Genomic DNA, 18,120 nt, shown 5'->3' on the forward strand with positions numbered 1-18,120 from the left:
GGCCCGGCAGCCATGTTCCCGGAAGGGCATGGCAGGGCCGGCAGGCCTGTCCACATGCGCGGTTCCGCAATCGTTGATTGGCCCTGGCGGTCGGTAGTCTTGAGGTGTGAGCACACAAGGGTCCGGACTTTTCATCGCGTTTGAAGGCGGCGACGGTGCCGGCAAATCAACGCAGGCGGCCCGGCTCGCGGAAGCGCTTGAATCCCGGGGGCTGACGGTACTCCGGACCCGGGAGCCGGGCGGAACCGCCATCGGTGAAAAGTTGCGTTCCCTGGTCCTGGACCATGGCCACGGGCACATTGATGCCCACACCGAAGCGCTGATTTTCGCCGCCTCGCGGGCGGCGCATGCCACCCAGGTGATCCGGCCGGCACTGGAACGTGGCGAGATCGTCCTGACGGACCGCTATATCGATTCCTCCGTCGCCTACCAGGGCGCAGGGCGCAATCTCGGCACGGACGCCGTCCGGTCCTTGAACGAGTGGGCCACGTCCGGGCTGCAACCGCACCTCACCATCCTGCTGGACGTTGACCCGGCAGTGGGGCGGCAGCGCCGCACCGCCGGTGACGCCGCTGAAGACCGGCTCGAGTCCGAGGCGGACGAATTCCACGGCCGCATCCGCGAGGCATTCCTCGGACTTGCCCGCAGCCGCCCGGACGCCTACCTGGTGCTGCCCGCCCGGCTCCCGGTCGGGGATCTGGCGGCACAAATCCTGGAGCGGGTGGACGCCCTGCTGGCAGTCAGCCCAGTCGCCCCGGCAGGTGCGGTTTCCTCCCTTGGCGCCCGTGGCGGCGGTAACCCATGACCGTGTGGGACGACCTCCAGGGCCAGCCCGCCGTCGTCGAACAACTGCGCCAGGCGTCCAGCGGTGACAGCCTGACCCATGCCTGGCTGTTCACCGGCCCTCCGGGATCTGGACGCTCGAATGCGGCCAAGGCGTTTGCCGCTGCGCTCAACTGCGACCAGGAGGACGTGAACCTGCGCGGCTGCGGCACCTGCCAGGCCTGCCACACCATCCTGGGCGAAACGCATTCGGATGTAACCTTCGTCCGGACCGAGAAGGTCACCATCACCATCGACGAGGCGCGTGAACTGGTGGCCACCGCCGGGAACCGGCCGTCGTCCGGGCGGTGGCGGATCATCGTGGTGGAGGACGCGGACCGGATGGCGGAGCGGACCACCAATGTGCTCCTCAAGGCGATTGAGGAGCCCACGCCGCGCACCGTATGGATGCTCTGCGCACCCTCCCCCGCGGACGTGCTGGTCACCATCCGTTCCCGCTGCCGGAGCGTGGCGCTGCGGTTGCCGCCCGCCTCGGATGTTGCCGCCCTCCTGGTTAAGCGCGACGGCGTCGATCCTGCCCTTGCCGAGCGCGCGGCCCGCGCCGCGCAAAGCCATGTCGGCATTGCCCGCCGCCTGGCCAGGGATGAGGCGGCCCGGGAACGCCGCCTCGAAACCGTCCGGTTCCCGCTCGGACTGCGGGGCGTCACGGCGGCCGTGATGATGGCGGACAAGCTCGTGAAAATCGCCACCGCGGAAGCCGCCAGCTCCAATGAGGAGCGCGACGCCGCGGAGAAGGCCGCGCTGCTAGCCACGCTGGGCGCACCGGAGTCCGGAACCCTTCCCCCGGCCATGCGAAGCCAGGTGAAACAGCTTGAGGACGACCAGAAACGCCGGGCGAAACGGTCCATCACCGACTCCCTGGACCGGACCCTCACCGATCTGCTGTCGTTCTACCGCGACGTGCTGATTATCCAGCTCGGGAATGCTGTGGAGCTGGTAAACGTTGAGCTGAGGAGCGAATTGGAGGAGTTCGCCAGCCGCTCAACGCCGGAAACCACCCTGGCGCGGATGGACGCAATCAACAAAGCCCGTGAACGCATCACCACCACCAACGTTGCCCCGCTGTTGACCATTGAATCCATGGCAGCCAGCCTGATCTAGCCCTCCAAGGAGACCCGATGACTGCCCGCCCCCTGCCCGCACGCCCCCGGTCCCTGGCGACCGGGCTCCGTGCCGCCGGCGCCTGGTTCTTGCCATGGTGCTGGCTTCGTGCAGCCTGCTCAACGGCGGAGACCGCACCCAGGAGACGGCAACCGCCAAGGCCGATCCTTCCATCGTGGCCTCCGCCCCTTCCGGGCTGGAGCGCTTCTACTCGCAGGAAGTGGTGTGGGAGCCTGCGAGAACGAGTTCCAGTGCGCCAAGGTCACCGTTCCCATGAACTATGGGGATCCCGACGGCGAGACCATCCAGATAGCCGCCCTGAAGGCTGCCAGCACCGGCAAGAAGACCGGCAGCCTGCTGGTCAACCCTGGAGGGCCCGGGGCCTCCGGCTACGACTTCGTCAAGGACGCAGCCACAACCCACTTCTCGCAGCCGGTCCGGGACGCGTATGACCTGGTGGGCTTCGATCCCCGCGGCGTGAAGCGCTCCGCGCCCGTCACCTGCCTGACCGATGCCGAGCGGGATGCCGCACGGGCCAAGATCTACGACCTGGAAACGGATGAGGGACTGGCAGCTGCCCGGGCCGACAACAAGGCGATCGCGGACCAGTGCGCCGAGAAGACCGGCGAAGTCCTGGCACATATCGACACCCAGAGCGCAGCGAAGGACCTGGACATCCTCCGCGCCGTGGTCAATGACACCAAGCTGAACTACCTGGGCTACTCCTACGGCACATTCCTGGGTTCCACTTACGCCTCCCTTTTCCCGGACAACGTGGGGCGCATGGTCCTGGACGGTGCCCTGGATCCCTCCATCAGCAACGAGGAGCTGACCAGCGGACAGGCCCGCGCCTTCGAAAAGGCCATCCGGGCCTACGTTGCCAGCTGCCAGCAGCAGGACGGCTGCCCGCTGAGCGGTGACGTGGACTCCGGCGTGGAGCAGATCCGCGATCTCATCGCCGCAGTCAAGGAGACGCCGCGGACCGCTAAGGACGGCCGCGTTGTTAACGCCACGATGTTCGTGAGCGGCCTGATCACCCCGCTCTACAATGACCAGAGCTGGCCGGCCCTCACCCAGGCACTTGAAGCGGCGATGACAGGCGATGTGAGCCTGATGCTGCGCCTCGCGGACCTCGGCGCCGACCGGTCGTCCAACGGCTCGTACACATCCAACTCGACGTTCGCCTTCAACGCGATCAACTGCCTTGACTACCCCATGGAGTCCGACCCGGCAGCCATGCGCGCCGAACAGCAGCGCCTGATGCAGGAGTCACCCACGCTTGGTTACTTCTTCGCCTACGGCGGGACCAGCTGCCAGGACTGGCCGCACAAGAACGTCCGGACGCCCGCCCCGGTTGAGTACACCGGCGAATCGCCCATTGTGGTGATCGGCACCACCGGCGACCCCGCCACCCCCGTTGAATGGGCGTCGTCGCTGCGGAAGCAGCTGGGAAATGCCACGCTCATGACCTGGGAGGGTGAGGGGCACACTGCCTATGGCCGGGCCAACAGCTGCCTGGAGGATCCTGTCGACAGGTACCTGGTGAGCGGAGAGGTACCCGCCGACAACACCGTGTGCTGAACACCTCAGCTGCGGCCCCCGCGCCATTTTGACCCGGGCGCGGGGACTCTATTACAGTTGACTCTTGCATGAGGGACCCGGTTCCGCCGGAAGCTTCATGTGTGCTTCCTTAGCTCAGTCGGTAGAGCGTTTCACTCGTAATGAAAAGGTCATCAGTTCGATTCTGATAGGAAGCTCGGGATAAACCCCGGACAGCCCCTAAATGCAGGGGTTTCCGGGGTTTTTCGCTGGTTAAGCAGCAGATACTGCCTGGAATCCATGGACGACTTCCAGGCCTCAGGCGATGACCTCTGCCCATAAATACGTGAGCGGCTTGTACACATTGCTAAGCATGCTTATTATGGTTTCAGTCGAATGGGGATTTGGCTGTGAGGGGAGTCGGAAAGGGTGCGCCTTGCGAACGGGCGCACCCTTTCCGCGTCTCTGGGCACCGCCTGAAGATTTCATCTTCTGCAAAATTCCGGCGCTGACGGTGCGGAGTTTCACCCGGGCCTCCCGGTGCTGCAGTCCTAGACTTTGGCCATGCACCCCTTAGCGGCGATCGGCCTGGTGTTCCTCACCGGACTTGCCTGGACGGTGACCGTCCTGACTCTGTTGATCGCGTTGGCCAGGGCCCGCCGACAGACGGATGAAGCCAGAGCCGGGAGAGCCAAAGCTCGGATGAAGGAGCACTCTCAGACATAGCAGATGCCGCCTGAAGCACGTCAGGCCTTGGTCCAGATAGGGTGCCGGTCAAATCGCACGATGGTATCCGTCACGGCCAGCCCAGGCCAGCCCTACTCCCCCAGGGCTCTCCTCATCACCACGCGCGGCCATGCAGACAGGCCGTCCGCAGCTTCCACCAGAACCAACCGCCGGATCCCCGCCGCCCACAACCGCTCCGGCACAACGGTGAAGCCCAGCCGTTCGTAATAGGGCCGGTTCCAGGGGACGTCCCGGAACGTTGTCAGGGTCAGTGCCTCGAACCCTTGCGGCGCGGCCCATGAGGCAACCTCATCAATGAGGGCACTGCCAATGCCGTGGCGCGCGTACACCGGGTGCACCGTGACCTGTGCGATGTGGGCATTGCCGTCAACCTGGTCCACCAGAATGTAGGCGACAGGCTGTTGCTCCGCAGCTGTACTGACCCAGCACGTCCCGGCGGCTACATACCGGCTGAGCTCCTGCACACTGGGCGGGTCGTCATCTGCGATGGCGTGCATCCCGAGGGTACGGAAGGCCTCACCGGCGGCGGTCTCGATGTTCCGCAGCCGCTCAACGTCCTCCAGCCGGGCTTTTCTGATCACGCCCCCAGTCAAGCACGCCACATCCGCCAGCGGGGTTGTGCAAGGCCGCCCCGGCGCGTGGCAGCCGGCACGTATTGCCCCGCGCTGAATCAGGTACTGGATACTCGGGCGCCGGCCGGGTGCGCGGACCTAAAGTGGTGAGCGGAGCCGGCGACGAGGGTGTACGTCTGAGACCGCGTATGCCTCCCCCAGCCGCCGTCGGCTCCTCCACCGCTTCCCCTCCCGACTGAGGGTTGTACCTCCCGTTTGTGTCCGGACTGCCGGGGCCGCCGCCTATGATGGCGGACATGGATGAGCAGGCCCTGGCGGACATCGCGAACGAGCTCTACGCCGTGCCGCTCGAGGAATTCGTGGCGGCACGCACGGCCGCGGCAAAAGAGGCTGCCGGGGCCGACAAGGAGCTGGCTGCAGCCGTCAAAGGATTGCCCAAACCTTCCGTCGCTGCCTGGGCGGTCAACATGCTTGCCCAGCACGAGCCGGACGTCCTGGCGGAACTGGCCGACCTCGGGTCCCGGATGCGGGACGCACAGGCGTCACTCGACGCACAGTCTCCGGGAACTGGGACGCGAACGCCGCACCATGCTCGCCTCCGCCGTCGACACTGCCCGGTCCGTCGTCCAGCAGCAGGGCCGGGTGATCAGCGACACCATTGCCGCCGACGTGGAGGAAACGCTCCGTGCCCTGACCGCGGACGAAGGTGCAGCGGAGGCCGTCCGCAGCGGGCGGCTCCTGAAGACACTCTCGGCGGACGGGGTGAGCGCCGCGGAGCTGGAGGGCACGGTGGCCGTACCCGATGCCCTGCCTGCGCCATCGGCTTCCCCGCCTCGCCGGCCTGCACTGGCGTCCGTACCGGCCAGGAAGGAACGTCCGACGCCGGAGCGCACCTCCCGGCCAAAGGCCACCAAACCCCGGCTTGAGGCGGTCCGGCAAACTCCCCGGCCCGCCTCGCCGCCTGCGCTGGAAAAGGCAAAGGCCGCCCTCGCCGAAGCGCAGGCGGAAGAAGCAAGGACGAACGGCCTGGCGGAGGAACTGCAGGAGCAGGTGGAGGAAACCCGCTCCGAAATTGACGCCCTGGTGCAAGAGGCTGCCGAACTCCGCGAAAGGTTAAAGGCTGCGGAGGAGCAACTGGACCGTGCCCGCAAGCAGCTTGCGGCCACCGCGGCGGAAGCGAAACAAGCCCTGCGGGAGGCGGACAAGGCAGGCCGGACCGTGATGCTCGCCCGGGAACGTGTCCTCCGGCTCAGCAGCTAGCAGGTTTTGCGGCGGGACTGTCGTGCACCGGCGGCGTCCAAATCCCTGGGGACCTATGCCCCTGCCACTGCGTGCCGTCAGCTGCGAGTGTGTAAGGGTGCCCGCTTGGACACAGCACTCTTGGAGGGACCATGAAAATAAAGGCACCGCTGGTCGCCCTGCAGTTGCTTGTGGGATGTTTCGCTGTCGCGGGAGGCTGGTTCATGCTGGCCGGCGCCATGGAGCTGCAGCAGGACTGGCTGCAGCACACCCCCTTCACTAACTGGACAGTGCCCGGCATCGCACTGCTCCTTCTGCCCGGGGCAGGAGAGCTGCTCGCCGCCACCGCTGTACTGGTCCGGTGGCGCTACGCCCGCGCGGTGGCGATTTTCTCCGGGCTCGGATTGGTGGCGTGGATCCTCGTGCAGCTGGTTTGGATGCAGGTCTTCCACCCTGTGATGCACCCGCTCGTGGGGGCCATCGGAATCATCATTTCGGTCCTGGCCTTCATGCTTCCCCGGGAAGCCGGCGTCGGCAGCCGGAGGTACACGCCAGGGCGCGTGCATCCAGAACCTGGCTCGTAGCCTGCCGGCTGGCACCGCCCTGCGGGCAGGTGCACCCCCCTGGCAGAATCACGTACCGATTACTCGGGTGCCGGGCGCGCCCGGACCGTACCGTAGTGAGCGGAGCCGGCGACGAGGGCGTCCGTCTGAGACCGCGGACGCCTCCCCCAGCCGCCGCCGGCTCCTCCAATCCACAACACGCGGGGCTGTTTCCAGGAATTGTCGGACCCCGGTTGCAGACTGGATTCATGGAAAACCACACCGTTCAGGAATTTCACGTCACGTATTTCGACGCTGACTGCGGCCGGTCGCGGGCCGAAATCTTCGACACCTACGCCGAGGCCCAGCGCTTCGCCAACAAGTACTGCAGCGGTGAAGACGGCTGGGCTGTCATTGACGAGGTCACCGTCGAGCACGTCCGCCTCGCCGCCTGATCCGGTACCCGCCTTAAAGCAGGAACCCGCACTGCCCTCAATGCAGGGCAGCGCGGGTCCGGTACCGCCGTCAGCCGGTCAGGGTACGGCTTAGGCGAAATCAGCGTTAGGCGAAGTCGGACACTGCCGGGTCCGGCCCGATCCGGCCTTCGCCGCTGGCAGTGCGGTCCAGGGCGTTGATGGCCTCGACATCCTCCGCGTCCAGGGAAACCTCGAGTGCCGCGAAGTTCTCGCGGATCCGGGATTCCGTGACGGACTTGGGAATCACCACGTTGCCGATGGCAAGGTGCCAGGCAATGACCACCTGCGCGGGGGTGGCCTGGTGCTTCGCGGCGATGGCCGTCACGGTTGCATCCTCGAGCAGCTCGCCGCCCTGGCCCAGTGGAGACCAGGCCTGGGTCAGGATTCCGTTGGACGCACCAAACTCGCGCAGCTCACGCTGGCTGAAGTAGGGGTGCAGTTCGATCTGGTGGATGGCAGGAACCACGCCGGTCTCGTCAATCAGCCGCTGCAGGCCTTCCACCGTGAAGTTGGATACGCCGATGGATTTGACGCGGCCACGCTTCTGGAGCTCGATCAGCGCCTTCCAGGTGTCCACGTACTTGTCCTGCTTGGGCTGCATCCAGTGGATCAGGTACAGGTCAAGCGTCTCCAGGCCCAGCCGGTCCATCGACTCTTCGAAGGCTGCCAGCGTGGATTCGTAGCCTTGGTCCGAGTTCCACAATTTAGTGGTGATGAAGATCTGTTCGGGGGAAAGTCCGGAGCTGGCGATCGCGCGGCCCACGCCTGCCTCGTTGCCGTAGATCTTTGCCGTGTCGATGTGGCGGAAGCCCGCCTCAAAGGCCTGGCGGACTACCTTCTCCGCCACGCCGTCCTCAACCTGCCACACGCCGTAGCCAAGCTGGGGAATCGTGTTTCCGTCATTGAAAGTCAGGGTAGGTGAAAGAGTCATTCCTTCATCCTGCCAAACCCCTGCTGGCCAACTGCCCGTTTTGGGCCGGAGTAAGCCAGGCGCTTAACCAGGAATATCCCAGCCCCTGCAGCTAGGAGGCTGCCTCGTGAAGGTGTTGCTCGGCGTCGGCCACCTGCTGGAAGACGGCCTCGGCACGGCGCCGCACTGACGCGGCCCCCACGGGCACAGGCCCGACGGCGAGCCGCAGCATCGCGGCCGCCTCGGCAGTGGTGGCAAGCGAGTTTCCAGCCTTGGACAGGGCACGGTGCACGCCGGACAGGGCGACGGGGATGTCCAGCCCCTCGCTGGGTGAGCGCCGCTGCGCTTCCACGCAGACGGCCCGCACCCGTTCCAGGAGGGCCGCGAGCTCGTTGGCGATCTCCACGAGCTCCCCGTACAGCTGGTCGTCCTCCACGCCTTCCAGCACTTGGTGGAAGCGGTCCAGTCCCCGATGGAAGCGGTCGTGCGCGCGGCGCCACAACCCCTTCCCCAGTTCCGCATCGTCCTTGCGCCCCTGCCTGGCGGCGCTGAGAAAGCCCAAGCGCAACCTACAGGTACTGTCCGGGACCGTGGTCCGGGTCGTCGCGCTTGCCATGCTGGGCGGGGGCTCCGGGCCGCTGCCCGGCTGGGGCCCGCTGCGGCTCGCCGTTTTCGCCGATCACGACGCCGGGCGCGATCATCGTGCCCGGCGGAAGCTGGCGCAGCTGCATCTGGGCCGCAGCATGCTCGCGCGCAGCATGCTGCGCCGCGATGGCGGTCTGGATGCCGTGGAACAGCCCTTCGAGCCAGCCCACCAGCTGGGCCTGCGCGATCCGGAGCTCGGCGTCGGAGGGGGTCGCCTCCTCCGAAAAGGGAAGGCTGATCCGGTCCAGTTCCTCCACGAGTTCAGGAGCCAGGCCGTCCTCGAGTTCCTTGATGGAACGCTCATGGATCTCGGCGAGCCGGCCGCGTGCGGCGTCATCGAGCGGGGCGGACTTCACCTCTTCGAGAAGCTGCCGGATCATGGTGCCGATCCGCATCACCTTGGCCGGCTCGTCCACCAGGTCCTGCAGGTTGCTGCCCTTTTTGGTGCCATTCGGTTGGACCGGCTGAGCCGCTACCGGCACCTGGCTGTCATCAACGGGTGTGCCTTCTACCGGGAGGTCCTCAGCTGCCTGAGTGTCGTTCGGATCGCTCATGCGTTCATACTCTCACGAGCGATCCGCCCGGGGTCCACTCGATGAACCCACCTGACACGCTTGTACGCTGCAGGCTCAATCAGCAGCACCTGCCCTGCGGGTTTGCGTCCTGCCGGTCGGTCCGGTCGCGCCAGAACTCCCGCTCGGTAAGCGGCGGTTCCTGGTGCCCGGAGGCGCGGTGGTGTTCCAGGTATTTCGTGTACGCATCGGCGCCCAGGAGGCCGCCCAGGTACCGGGCGAACCCCTGGAATCCGGTGGACAGCGCCGTAAGTCCCGCGCTCATCAGTGGTGCCCTGCCCGTTCGAAGCGGAGTTCGGCCGGGACCTTCTCCCACTCGGCCAGCAGCTGGCGTTCCGCGGGTGTGGGGATGAGCCCGGCGGGGGCGAAGACCCGCGATGGCCGGGCGGGGTCCTCGGTGTCCGTGACGGGTGTGCCGGCCGCGTGGCTGCGGAATGCCCTGATGGTGGCCAGCACCGCGGTGGCAATCACGATGATGCTCAGGACCACGAAGATCACCGACAGCCAGCCCTGGATGGCGGTGTTGCGGACCACGGCCTCCATGGCCGCCGCGGTCTTGGCCGTCCCAAATTCGGTCTTGCCTTCGGCAAGGGCCTTGCTGAACGCGGCGTTGTTGGCGAAGTAGCCCACCGCCGGCGTCGGCGAGAAGATCTTCTGGTAGCTCGCGGTGATGGTGACAACCGCGGCGAACGCCAGCGGCAGGGCAACGATCCACAACCACTTGAACGTGCCGCGTTTGGCGGCGATGGCCAGGCACACGGACAGGGCAATGGCCGCCAGCAATTGGTTGGCGATGCCGAACAGCGGGAACAGCGTGTTGATGCCGCCCAGCGGGTCCGTGACGCCCATCAGCAGTACCGCGCCCCAGGCGCCGACCATGATGGCGGTGCAGAGCCAGGCGCCGGGCCGCCAGGCGTGTTCCTTGAACTTGGGGATGAAGTTGCCGATGGAGTCCTGGAGCATGAACCGGGCAACCCGGGTGCCGGCGTCCACGGCCGTGAGGATGAACAGGGCCTCGAACATGATGGCGAAGTGGTACCAGAACGCCATCATGCTGTCCCGCCGATGAACTGCTGCATGATGTGCGCCAGGCCCAGTGCCAGCGTTGGTGCGCCGCCGGTGCGGGAGACGATGCTTTCCTCACCCACGTTGGCGGCTGTCTGGGACAGCAGCTCCGGGCTGATGTTCACGCCGGTCAGGCCGAGACTGTTCACCCATGTGGCCGCGGTTTCCACCGTCCCGCCGGTCAGCGCCGCCGGGGAGTTCATGGCGAAGTACAGGCCGCGGTCGATGGAGATGGCGGCGACCAGGGCCATGATGGCCACGAAGGACTCCATCAGCATGCCGCCGTACCCGATGAAGCGGGTCTGCCGCTCCTTCTCCACCAGCTTCGGGGTGGTGCCGGAGGAGATCAGGCATGGAAGCCGGACAGCGCACCGCAGGCGATGGTGACGAACAGGAACGGGAAGAGCGCCCCCGGGAAGACGGGACCGTTGTCCCGGCTGGCGAACTCGCTGAAGGCCGGCACGGTGATTTCCGGCCGGACCGCGATGATGGCCACCGCCAGCATCACGATCACGCCGATCTTCATGAAGGTCGACAGGTAGTCGCGGGGTGCCAGGAGCAGCCACACGGGCAGGATCGCGGCGATGAAACCGTAGATGATGATGCCCCAGGCGATGGTCACCCGGTCCAGGGTGAAGATCTCCGCTCCCCAGGAGGTTTCGGCCACGATGCCGCCGCCGATGATGGCGGCCATCAGCAGCACGAAGCCGATGATGGAGACTTCCATGATCTTTCCCGGCCGCAGGTAGCGGAGGTAAACGCCCATGAACAGGGCGATCGGAATGGTCATGCCCACGGAGAAGACGCCCCACGGGCTTTCACCCAGGGCGTTGACGACGACGAGCGCCAGGATGGCGACGATGATCACCATGATCAGGAGCGTGGCGATCAGGGCGGCAGTGCCGCCGACCACGCCGAGCTCCTCGCGGGCCATCTGGCCAAGGGAACGTCCGCCGCGGCGCATCGAGAAGAACATGACCAGGTAGTCCTGGACCGCGCCGGCCAGCACGACGCCAATGATGATCCAGATGGTGCCGGGCAGGTAGCCCATCTGGGCCGCCAGTACGGGACCCACCAGCGGGCCGGCGCCGGCGATTGCTGCGAAGTGGTGGCCGAACAGGACGTTGCGGTCCGTCCGGACGTAGTCCTTGCCGTCCGCCTTGTACTCGGCGGGCGTGGCCCTGCGGTCATCCGGCCTGGTGATGTAGCGTTCGATCACCTTCGAGTAGAAGCGGTAGGCGATCAGGTACGTGCATACCGAAGCGAACACGAACCAGATGGCGTTGACCGTCTCCCCGCGGATGATGGCGAGCATGAACCAGGCCACGCCGCCCAGCAGGGCAACCGCGGCCCACAGCGCAATCTTGCGCGGCGTCCACTTCCGTTCTTCCGCCTCGCGGACGTTCTCGTCCACGGCGGCGGGGGGAAGGGCGGCATCGGTGGTGACCGCACCTTCCTTCCGCGCTGAACCGTTCCGGTCGTCAGGCGTTCCGGCCATGTCTCCTCCTTGAGATGGGTGCGAGCCTCCCCTTACTAAGGCACCTTACCAATGCCGGTCGGCGATGGGGATGGGTTGCACGTGCGCGGGCAGGACGGTGCGGTGAGCGGCAGCCCCGGGGCGCCGAACGTGCGGCTGCCGCCGCCCGACTGGCTGCTACGCCCCCAGCGCCCGCCGTGACGCCGGCAGGGCAGCCCGGGTGAACACCCATGCCAGCGCCGATCCCATTGTGGGAACAGCGAGCATCAGTGCCAGCAGCTGCAGCCAGGGGACCTCCACCGCTGTCCGCATTTCCGTCGAGGCTGCGATCAGGACGGCAGGCACGGCTCCGGCGATGGTTCCGAGCGCGGCGCCGAGGCCGGAGGTGAACAGTGCCTGCGCCGCCGCAAGCGCCTTGCGGAGACGGGGCGAGGCTCCGACGCCGGCCAGTGTCATGTGGTCATTCCGTGCGTCAGCCAGTGCCAGGCCGGTGGTGACGCCGGCGGCACTCAGTGTGATGAGCGCGCTGGCCGCAACGATCAGCCAGAACATCCACTGGTTGTCCCGGGAGATCCCCGGTTCCACCCAGAATCCGGCACCGGGCTGTTGATAGACCCCCGCCACTGCCGCCGCGGCTGCATCAGCCTCGGCCGCTGTCGGACGCCGGTCCAGCTGGACCAGGAGTTCAGCCGGTTCCGCACGCAGGTCCAGCCGTTCCGCGGTCCGCGGCGATATGAAGCCGTAGTAGGGCACTGCTTCCAGTGGTTCGACCGCAACCGCGGGCAGGACGGTGCTGGTGACCGTTTCGTGGACCATGGAACCGTCCGACGGCGACCGCAGCTGCGTGCGGACGTCTTGTCCCAGCAGCGTGGTTTTTCCGTCCCGGACGAACACCGGGTTGGTCACCACCATGCCGCCGGCGTCCAGTACCTCGAGGGCTTCAGCGTCGGCATCGGTGCCCAGCAACAACCGGATCTCCTCTTCGCCTCCCACCACGATTCCGCGCGGCGAAACGGATTCACGGATCATCGAACCCCGGCAGCGCCAGTCCTTCGGGTCCACCACCCTTCGCTGCGGCGTCTTCGGACACCGGTGCTCCTCCGGCACCGCGAGGGAATACATCAAGCAGTTCGAATCCTCCGTCCGGGCGGGAACCGACATATCCACACCCGGGCCAAAGTCGCAGTCAATGGATGCCGGCGAAGTGATGGTCGCCGTCCAGGCAACGGCGTCCACCGCCTGCCCCACGCGGGAGGAAAGTTCAGCCGGGTTCACCGCCACCGACGGTTGGCGGCCGCCGCCGGCGAGGAAGGGGGCGTCCACCTCCAGGGGCAGGCGGACCTGGTTTTCCAGCGCGCTCCACCAGTGGTTCTCCCGCATGGCCGCCTGCTGGCTGGCGGCCAGGACCAGGCCGGCGCTTGCCAGCGTGGCGGCAGCAAGCACCGCAGCTACCGCTGGTACGGTCCGGCCCCGGTTCCGGGCGGAGTCGCGGGCAGCCATCCTCAGGGGCAGGGAAAGCCAGTGTGTCCGCGAGGTGAGCACGCCCACCAGCCAGCCGGTCAGCAGCACGAGTCCCGCAACAGCCAGCACCGCCCCGGTAATCAGCAGGCCCGCCACCAGGGGCAGCTGCTCCGCCTGGCGGTCAGGGTCCTTCGCCGACTGCCCCAGCAGCCAGCCGGCGGCCAGCAGCCCGGCCGCCGAAGCCAAAAGCACGGTGCCCACGATGCTGGCCCGCCGTCCGCTTCCGGCAGGAGCGCGGCCGGACTTGAGGGCGCCCAGCAGTGCCTGGCGGGCAACCAAGTTGGCCGGGGCCAATGCTGAAAGGATGCACGCGCAAAGCCCCATCACCATGGCAACCGACGTCAGCAACGGGTCCGGGTGCACTCCTGCCAGCCGGGCCGACCCTGCGGCCCGCACCCAGAGCACGGCCGCAGCCGCGCCAGCGAAGCCCAGGGCAGCTCCTGCCACAACGGCAATGGAACCCAGCCACAGGCCTCCCGCCGTGACCACCGAACGTACAGTGGGAGCTTCCGCGCCGGAGGCAGCCAGGAGCGCCAGCTCCCGCACCTGCCTTTTGGCGCCCACGGCGAAGGCCGCACCGGCGAGCAGGCCCACTTCCAGCAGGGCCAGGGCTCCCAGGAGGCCGAAGGTGCCGTAGAGGGTCCAGGTCTCGGCGGACGTATCCCAGGTCTGGGCCCCCGGGACCACCCGCTGCTCCATTGGCGGCGGGTCCATCACAACGCTGCGTGAAAGCACCCCGACGCCCCGGCTGTTGGCTTCCCGGACCTGCTCCCAGCCGATCGGTTCCGGCCCCACCAGGTAGTAGGACAGCGAGTGGGGACGTTCAGCTGCCAGGGCCGTCGCAGGCACCTGCCCAGGCTGAAGGTAGACGACGCTGTTGTTGTCGGAGGCGCTCGAGTCACGGAGGATACCCACCGGCACGAACGTTCCTGCCGACGTCGTAAATTCCTCGCCGAAGTCCAGGCCGAAGCGTTCCAGCATGCCCCGCGACACGAGGACTTCCCTGCCCGATTCGGGAGCCCTGCCATCCAACAGCGTGAACTTGCCGGCGAAGACGGGGTGCAGCGCGTCCACCTGCACGCCGTTCAGCGACACGAGCGCTTCCCCGACGCGCGTGGTGAGCTGTAACTGGCGCAGCGGCAGCACCTCGTAGCCGTCCGGAAGCACTTCTTCAGGCGGCGTCGCAACGAACTCGGGATCCACGTTTCCCGGGCTGGAGGCCACAACGGCGTCATTCAGCGGTCCTGGAGCGACTTCCCGTTCACCACCGGCAGGGCGACGAACCGTGCCTGGGCGTTGCCCAGCTCGTACCGGACAATTTCCTCCGGTGTCCGCAGCGAGCTCTGGTACAGGGTGGCCGCTCCGGTCATCCCCGCCACTGGCAGCATGATCAGCAGGACGATCAGGAACGACCGGCGCCGGTGGCGGCGGATGTCCCGGCGGGCCATCCGCAGGGCAACACGGAAGCTGCTCCGGCGCCCACCCGGGGCCGGAGTAAGGTCAAGCGGCATCAGAGGCCGGCCTGCGCCAGGAGCATGGTGGGATCATGCATGGCGGTGGCCTGGTCAACGATCCGCCCGTCGCGGAGGAACACCACCCGGTCCGCCCAGGCCGCGTGCCGGGCCTCGTGGGTGACCAGCATGACGGCCGCCCCCGCGTCCGCCCGCGAGCGCAGCACCTCCATGACGCCCTGGCCAGTGGTCGAATCAAGGGCGCCGGTTGGCTCGTCAGCGAGGATCAGGCGCCGTTGCCCCACCACCGCACGTGCAATGGCCACCCGCTGCTGCTGTCCGCCGGACATCTGGTCCATGAACCGGTCTGCCAGCTCAGGGATCCCCACCTGGCGGAGGGCGTCAGCCGCCTGCCGGCGGGCCTTCTTCGTCGCGGTGCCGTCCAGCTCCAGCGGCAGGGCGACATTTTCCGCCGCGGTAAGGGTGGGGACGAGGTTGAAGTCCTGGAAGACGTACCCCACGGCCCGCCGCCGCAGCCGGGCCAGTTCATTCAGCCCCAGCCCGGCAAGGGGGGTTGATTCCACAAAGACGCCGCCCGACGTCGGCCGGTCCAGTCCCCCGGCCAGCGCAAGCAGCGATGACTTTCCGGACCCCGACGGCCCCATAACGGCAACGAACTCCCCCGCGCCGATGGTGAGGTCAACGTCCCGAAGTGCGGCAACCGCCGTCGCGCCCTCCCCGAAGGTTCTGCTGACCTTGGCAAGCTCCAGGACCTGCTGCGGCCCCCGGACGCTCACCGGCGGCTGTCCGCGTTGAGCGGGGCGGCGTCTTCCGTGACCCCGTTGGACGTCTTGCGCGCGGCAGTGGCGGCGGCCAGCTGCACCATCCTCGCCTCGCAGAGGTCCAGCCAGCGGACCTCCGCTTCCGTCTGGAAGATGAGGGAATCGAGGACCAGGAGCCAGGCGGTGTCGCCACTGCGCTGGTTGGACGCCGTGTCCCGGCGGGCCTTGGTGTAATCCTGCAGGGCACGGATGGACGCCACCCGCTGCGCCTGGATGATGGCCTGGACGTCCACTCCCGGCAGCGTTACGGCAAGCGCCAGCTTGATGGCCAGTTCGTTCCGCGGCGGGTTGGTGCGCTCCACGGGGGCGGCGAACCAGCTCCGCACCTCCGCCGCGCCCTCAGCGGTGATGCTGTACACCACGTGGCCCTCGCCGTCGTCGCCGTCTTTCGCCACCAGGCCGTCCCGCTCCAGCCGGTCCAGGGTGGTGTAGACCTGCCCGATATTGAGGGGCCAGGTGGACCCGGTCCGGTTCTCGAACTCGACCCTGAGCTGGTAGCCGTAGCGCGGCCGGTCCTGCAGCAGGGCGAGGAGGCTGTGACGGATGGACATGCTGCTCCTTCGCTGGTAGCAGCGGCATGCACGGCCCCCCAAGACCCGTGCATACCGCGTATACCGAAAGCCTAGCCGCAGCCCCGGGTTAAGACAATACTGAGTATCTACCGGCTACATGAGCAGCAGGACTTTGCCTACATGGTCGCCGCTGTCGAAGTACCGGTGGGCCGCCTGGACCTGGTCCAGCGGGAACGTCCTGGCCACCAGCGGCCTGATCCTGCCGTCGCTGATGAGCGGCCACACCGCGTCCCGAACCGCATTCATGATGGCGCCCTTCTCCTCCACGGGGCGGGGCCGGAGGGCCGTGGCCACCACGGCGGCGCGCTTCTTGAGCAGCTGGCCCAGGTCGAGCTCGCCCTTGGTGCCGCCCTGGAGCCCGATGACCACCAATCGCCCGTAGTCCGCCAGCGCGTCCACGTTCTGTGGCAGGTACTTGGCCCCAACGACGTCGAGGATGACATCCGCGCCTTTTCCGCCATTTTGCCGGCGCAGGCTTTCGGGGAAATCCTCCTCCGCGTAGTTGATGGCGATATCCGCGCCCAGGAAGGCCTTCGCGGTGCTGACCTTTTCGTCCGTGCCGGCCGTCGTGGCCACCCGGGCACCGAGGGCCTTTGCCAGCTGGATGGCCATGGTGCCGATCCCGCCCGTGGCACCGTGGATGAGTACCGTCTCACCCGGCTGCAGCTGGGCCGTCATGACCAGGTTGGAGTAGACCGTGGCCGAAACCTCCGGCAGCGAGGCCGCCGTCACCAGGTCCACCCCTTCGGGCACCCGCAGGACCTGCTCGGCCCGCACTGCCACCTGCTGGGCGTAGCCGCCTCCCGCGAGCAGCGCCACCACCTTGTCACCCACGGAGAAAGCCTTGGTGACCCCCGGCCCGAACCCGGCGATCCTGCCGGACACTTCAAGCCCGGGAATCTCGGACGCGCCCGGGGGCGGCGGGTAGAAACCCCGCCGCTGCTGCACGTCGGCACGGTTCAGGCCGGCGGCAACGACGTCGATGAGCACCTCGCCGGGGCCGGGCACCGGGGCATCGGCCTCGCGGACCTCCAGGACCTCCGGGCCGCCCGGCTCCGAAATATAGACGGCTTTCATGGACCACTTCCGTTTCTGACTCAATACTGGCTGCAACCAGTGTGCACCGGACACCTTCCGGGCTCTGTTTTGTTGCAGGCAAGCGCCTATGAAACACTACTAGCTGAGGAAGGTTGTCCGAGCGGCCGAAGGAGCTGGTCTTGAAAACCAGTGTGCGGTAACCCCGTACCAAGAGTTCGAATCTCTTACCTTCCGCAAAGAGGGCCCCTGTCCGCCAGTCCGCTGGCCGGCAGGGGCCTTTCGTTTTGCCCAGCAGCTCCGCACGCCGGGTTTCGCCTGCGGCTTCCCGGCGTCTGGTGGAGCGCATGTAAATTCTTTGGACAAATCCGCAGCCGCGCCCTTCCAGCAAAGCTACCGGCCGGTATTCTTTGGTGATGGCCGGCACATGTGGGGGTACGGGCCGGCCATAAACCACCAGCAGCATCACCGGAACCAGGCTACGGGGGCTCCAGGCCGGTGGGCGGTCCGTTCCGCTGGGGGACGTCCCGCCGAATGCACGCTCTAGCCACTTTGCGTTCATTCAGCGCTGCTGTGATGTGCCGGAACACCCACTTGACCAGGAGCAGGGTCCGGGCCACTTGTCCGTTGGTACAACCCGGACACTTCCCATCGGGTCCTACCGGGGACATCCTTATGAAAGTAAGAGCGGATGCATCAGACACCTTGGAAACTGGCGCTGGGAACAGCCTTGTCAGCTGGGCTCATCGCAGCTCCCCTGGCAGCCCTTCCCGCCGTTGCAGATGATCCGGCCGCGGAGGTCTCAGCCGCGGCTGGGAGTTCACCCGTTGTGATCAACGAGGCCTACCTCAGCGGCGGCAGCAGCGGCGCTGCTTATAAGAACAAGTTCGTGGAGCTCTACAACACATCGGACGCCCCGGTCCCGCTGGACGGCTGGTCTTTGCAGTACCGCTCTGCCACCGGGAACCGCT

Annotated in this window: 15 protein-coding genes, 2 tRNA genes and 3 pseudogenes; 9 read left to right on the forward strand and 11 right to left on the reverse strand. The window is 67.0% G+C overall.

The features are described from left to right. The first annotated feature begins 106 nt into the window (after positions 1 to 106). From tmk to G205_RS06635, 4 genes and pseudogenes are all read left to right on the forward strand, one after another. A complete protein-coding gene (gene tmk / locus G205_RS06620; protein ID WP_009357296.1) occupies positions 107 to 805 on the forward strand; it encodes a dTMP kinase in 699 nt (232 codons plus the stop codon). Beyond that, on the forward strand, positions 802 to 1,944 hold the full coding sequence (locus tag G205_RS06625; protein WP_009357297.1) for a DNA polymerase III subunit delta': 1,143 nt from the start codon (positions 802 to 804) through the stop codon (positions 1,942 to 1,944). Before tmk ends, G205_RS06625 begins: the two co-directional genes overlap by 4 nt. A gap of 17 nt (positions 1,945 to 1,961) precedes the next feature. After that, a pseudogene (locus G205_RS06630) lies at positions 1,962 to 3,525 on the forward strand (alpha/beta hydrolase). Between the two features lie 103 nt (positions 3,526 to 3,628). Continuing rightward, positions 3,629 to 3,701 (forward strand) — tRNA-Thr (locus tag G205_RS06635). Positions 3,702 to 4,301: 600 nt separating this feature from the next. Here the strand turns inward: G205_RS06635 and G205_RS06640 are convergent. Then, positions 4,302 to 4,811, reverse strand: coding sequence for a GNAT family N-acetyltransferase (locus tag G205_RS06640; protein ID WP_009357298.1), 510 nt, complete (start codon positions 4,809 to 4,811; stop codon positions 4,302 to 4,304). A 579-nt stretch (positions 4,812 to 5,390) separates the two neighbouring features. Between G205_RS06640 and G205_RS06645 the strand changes: the two genes are divergently transcribed. The 3 genes from G205_RS06645 (at position 5,391) to G205_RS06655 (ending at position 7,038) form a co-directional block, all read left to right on the forward strand. Next, positions 5,391 to 6,062 carry a hypothetical protein gene (locus G205_RS06645; RefSeq protein ID WP_009357299.1) on the forward strand — a complete coding sequence of 224 codons (672 nt, stop codon included), beginning with the start codon at positions 5,391 to 5,393 and terminating at the stop codon, positions 6,060 to 6,062. Between the two features lie 131 nt (positions 6,063 to 6,193). After that, entirely contained in the window at positions 6,194 to 6,625 is a 432-nt protein-coding gene (locus G205_RS06650) for a hypothetical protein (protein WP_009357300.1), read from the forward strand. 227 nt (positions 6,626 to 6,852) lie between these two features. Then, positions 6,853 to 7,038 (forward strand): hypothetical protein, encoded by a 186-nt coding sequence (locus tag G205_RS06655; protein WP_035752274.1) that lies wholly within the window; start codon positions 6,853 to 6,855, stop codon positions 7,036 to 7,038. A 106-nt stretch (positions 7,039 to 7,144) separates the two neighbouring features. Here G205_RS06655 and G205_RS06660 read toward each other — a convergent pair whose 3' ends face one another. The 10 genes and pseudogenes from G205_RS06660 to G205_RS06700 form a co-directional block, all read right to left on the reverse strand. Then, the gene (locus G205_RS06660) at positions 7,145 to 7,990 is read right to left on the reverse strand and encodes an aldo/keto reductase (protein WP_009357302.1); all 846 of its coding nucleotides are present in this window, start codon (positions 7,988 to 7,990) and stop codon (positions 7,145 to 7,147) included. Positions 7,991 to 8,081: 91 nt separating this feature from the next. Then, the gene (locus tag G205_RS06665) at positions 8,082 to 8,531 is read right to left on the reverse strand and encodes a hypothetical protein (protein ID WP_009357303.1); all 450 of its coding nucleotides are present in this window, start codon (positions 8,529 to 8,531) and stop codon (positions 8,082 to 8,084) included. A 7-nt stretch (positions 8,532 to 8,538) separates the two neighbouring features. Continuing rightward, on the reverse strand, positions 8,539 to 9,168 hold the full coding sequence (locus G205_RS06670; RefSeq protein ID WP_009357304.1) for a bacterial proteasome activator family protein: 630 nt from the start codon (positions 9,166 to 9,168) through the stop codon (positions 8,539 to 8,541). A 79-nt stretch (positions 9,169 to 9,247) separates the two neighbouring features. Further along, positions 9,248 to 9,451, reverse strand: a complete 204-nt coding sequence (locus tag G205_RS06675; protein ID WP_009357305.1) for a YbdD/YjiX family protein — start codon at positions 9,449 to 9,451, stop codon at positions 9,248 to 9,250. After that, positions 9,451 to 11,749: pseudogene (locus G205_RS06680) on the reverse strand (carbon starvation CstA family protein). Before G205_RS06680 ends, G205_RS06675 begins: the two are co-directional and overlap by 1 nt. Before the next feature lie 156 nt (positions 11,750 to 11,905). After that, positions 11,906 to 14,473, reverse strand: a complete 2,568-nt coding sequence (locus G205_RS06685) for an ABC transporter permease family protein (protein WP_235046808.1) — start codon at positions 14,471 to 14,473, stop codon at positions 11,906 to 11,908. Positions 14,474 to 14,484: 11 nt separating this feature from the next. Further along, positions 14,485 to 14,760 (reverse strand): hypothetical protein, encoded by a 276-nt coding sequence (locus G205_RS22585; RefSeq protein WP_235046809.1) that lies wholly within the window; start codon positions 14,758 to 14,760, stop codon positions 14,485 to 14,487. Further along, the gene (locus G205_RS06690; RefSeq protein WP_009357306.1) at positions 14,760 to 15,497 is read right to left on the reverse strand and encodes an ABC transporter ATP-binding protein; all 738 of its coding nucleotides are present in this window, start codon (positions 15,495 to 15,497) and stop codon (positions 14,760 to 14,762) included. The genes G205_RS22585 and G205_RS06690 overlap by 1 nt, the downstream gene beginning before the upstream one ends. Next, positions 15,494 to 16,093, reverse strand: a complete 600-nt coding sequence (locus tag G205_RS06695; protein WP_009357307.1) for a PadR family transcriptional regulator — start codon at positions 16,091 to 16,093, stop codon at positions 15,494 to 15,496. The genes G205_RS06690 and G205_RS06695 overlap by 4 nt, the downstream gene beginning before the upstream one ends. A 114-nt stretch (positions 16,094 to 16,207) precedes the next feature. Further along, the gene (locus G205_RS06700) at positions 16,208 to 17,191 is read right to left on the reverse strand and encodes an NAD(P)H-quinone oxidoreductase (RefSeq protein WP_009357308.1); all 984 of its coding nucleotides are present in this window, start codon (positions 17,189 to 17,191) and stop codon (positions 16,208 to 16,210) included. A 107-nt stretch (positions 17,192 to 17,298) separates the two neighbouring features. Here G205_RS06700 and G205_RS06705 point away from each other — a divergent pair. Both G205_RS06705 and G205_RS24180 read left to right on the forward strand, forming a co-directional pair. Continuing rightward, a tRNA-Ser gene (locus G205_RS06705) sits at positions 17,299 to 17,386 on the forward strand. Positions 17,387 to 17,840: 454 nt separating this feature from the next. Continuing rightward, positions 17,841 to 18,113, forward strand: a pseudogene (locus G205_RS24180) (lamin tail domain-containing protein); the annotation flags it as partial. Positions 18,114 to 18,120: the final 7 nt, after the last annotated feature.

The sequence above is a fragment of the Arthrobacter nitrophenolicus genome, assembly GCF_000332815.1.
Classification (GTDB): Bacteria; Actinomycetota; Actinomycetes; order Actinomycetales; family Micrococcaceae; genus Arthrobacter; species Arthrobacter nitrophenolicus.

Excerpts from the sequence above, each read along its gene's own strand:
- G205_RS06625 (WP_009357297.1), top strand. The coding sequence starts at position 802 with ATGACCGTGTGGGACGACCTCCAGGGCCAGCCCGCCGTCGTCGAACAA.
- G205_RS06645 (WP_009357299.1), top strand. The coding sequence starts at position 5,391 with ATGCTCGCCTCCGCCGTCGACACTGCCCGGTCCGTCGTCCAGCAGCAG.
- G205_RS06650 (WP_009357300.1), top strand. The coding sequence starts at position 6,194 with ATGAAAATAAAGGCACCGCTGGTCGCCCTGCAGTTGCTTGTGGGATGT.
- G205_RS06655 (WP_035752274.1), top strand. The coding sequence starts at position 6,853 with ATGGAAAACCACACCGTTCAGGAATTTCACGTCACGTATTTCGACGCT.
- G205_RS06660 (WP_009357302.1), bottom strand. The coding sequence starts at position 7,990 with ATGACTCTTTCACCTACCCTGACTTTCAATGACGGAAACACGATTCCC.
- G205_RS06670 (WP_009357304.1), bottom strand. The coding sequence starts at position 9,168 with ATGAGCGATCCGAACGACACTCAGGCAGCTGAGGACCTCCCGGTAGAA.
- G205_RS06675 (WP_009357305.1), bottom strand. The coding sequence starts at position 9,451 with ATGAGCGCGGGACTTACGGCGCTGTCCACCGGATTCCAGGGGTTCGCC.
- G205_RS22585 (WP_235046809.1), bottom strand. The coding sequence starts at position 14,760 with ATGCCGCTTGACCTTACTCCGGCCCCGGGTGGGCGCCGGAGCAGCTTC.
- G205_RS06695 (WP_009357307.1), bottom strand. The coding sequence starts at position 16,093 with ATGTCCATCCGTCACAGCCTCCTCGCCCTGCTGCAGGACCGGCCGCGC.
- G205_RS06700 (WP_009357308.1), bottom strand. The coding sequence starts at position 17,191 with ATGAAAGCCGTCTATATTTCGGAGCCGGGCGGCCCGGAGGTCCTGGAG.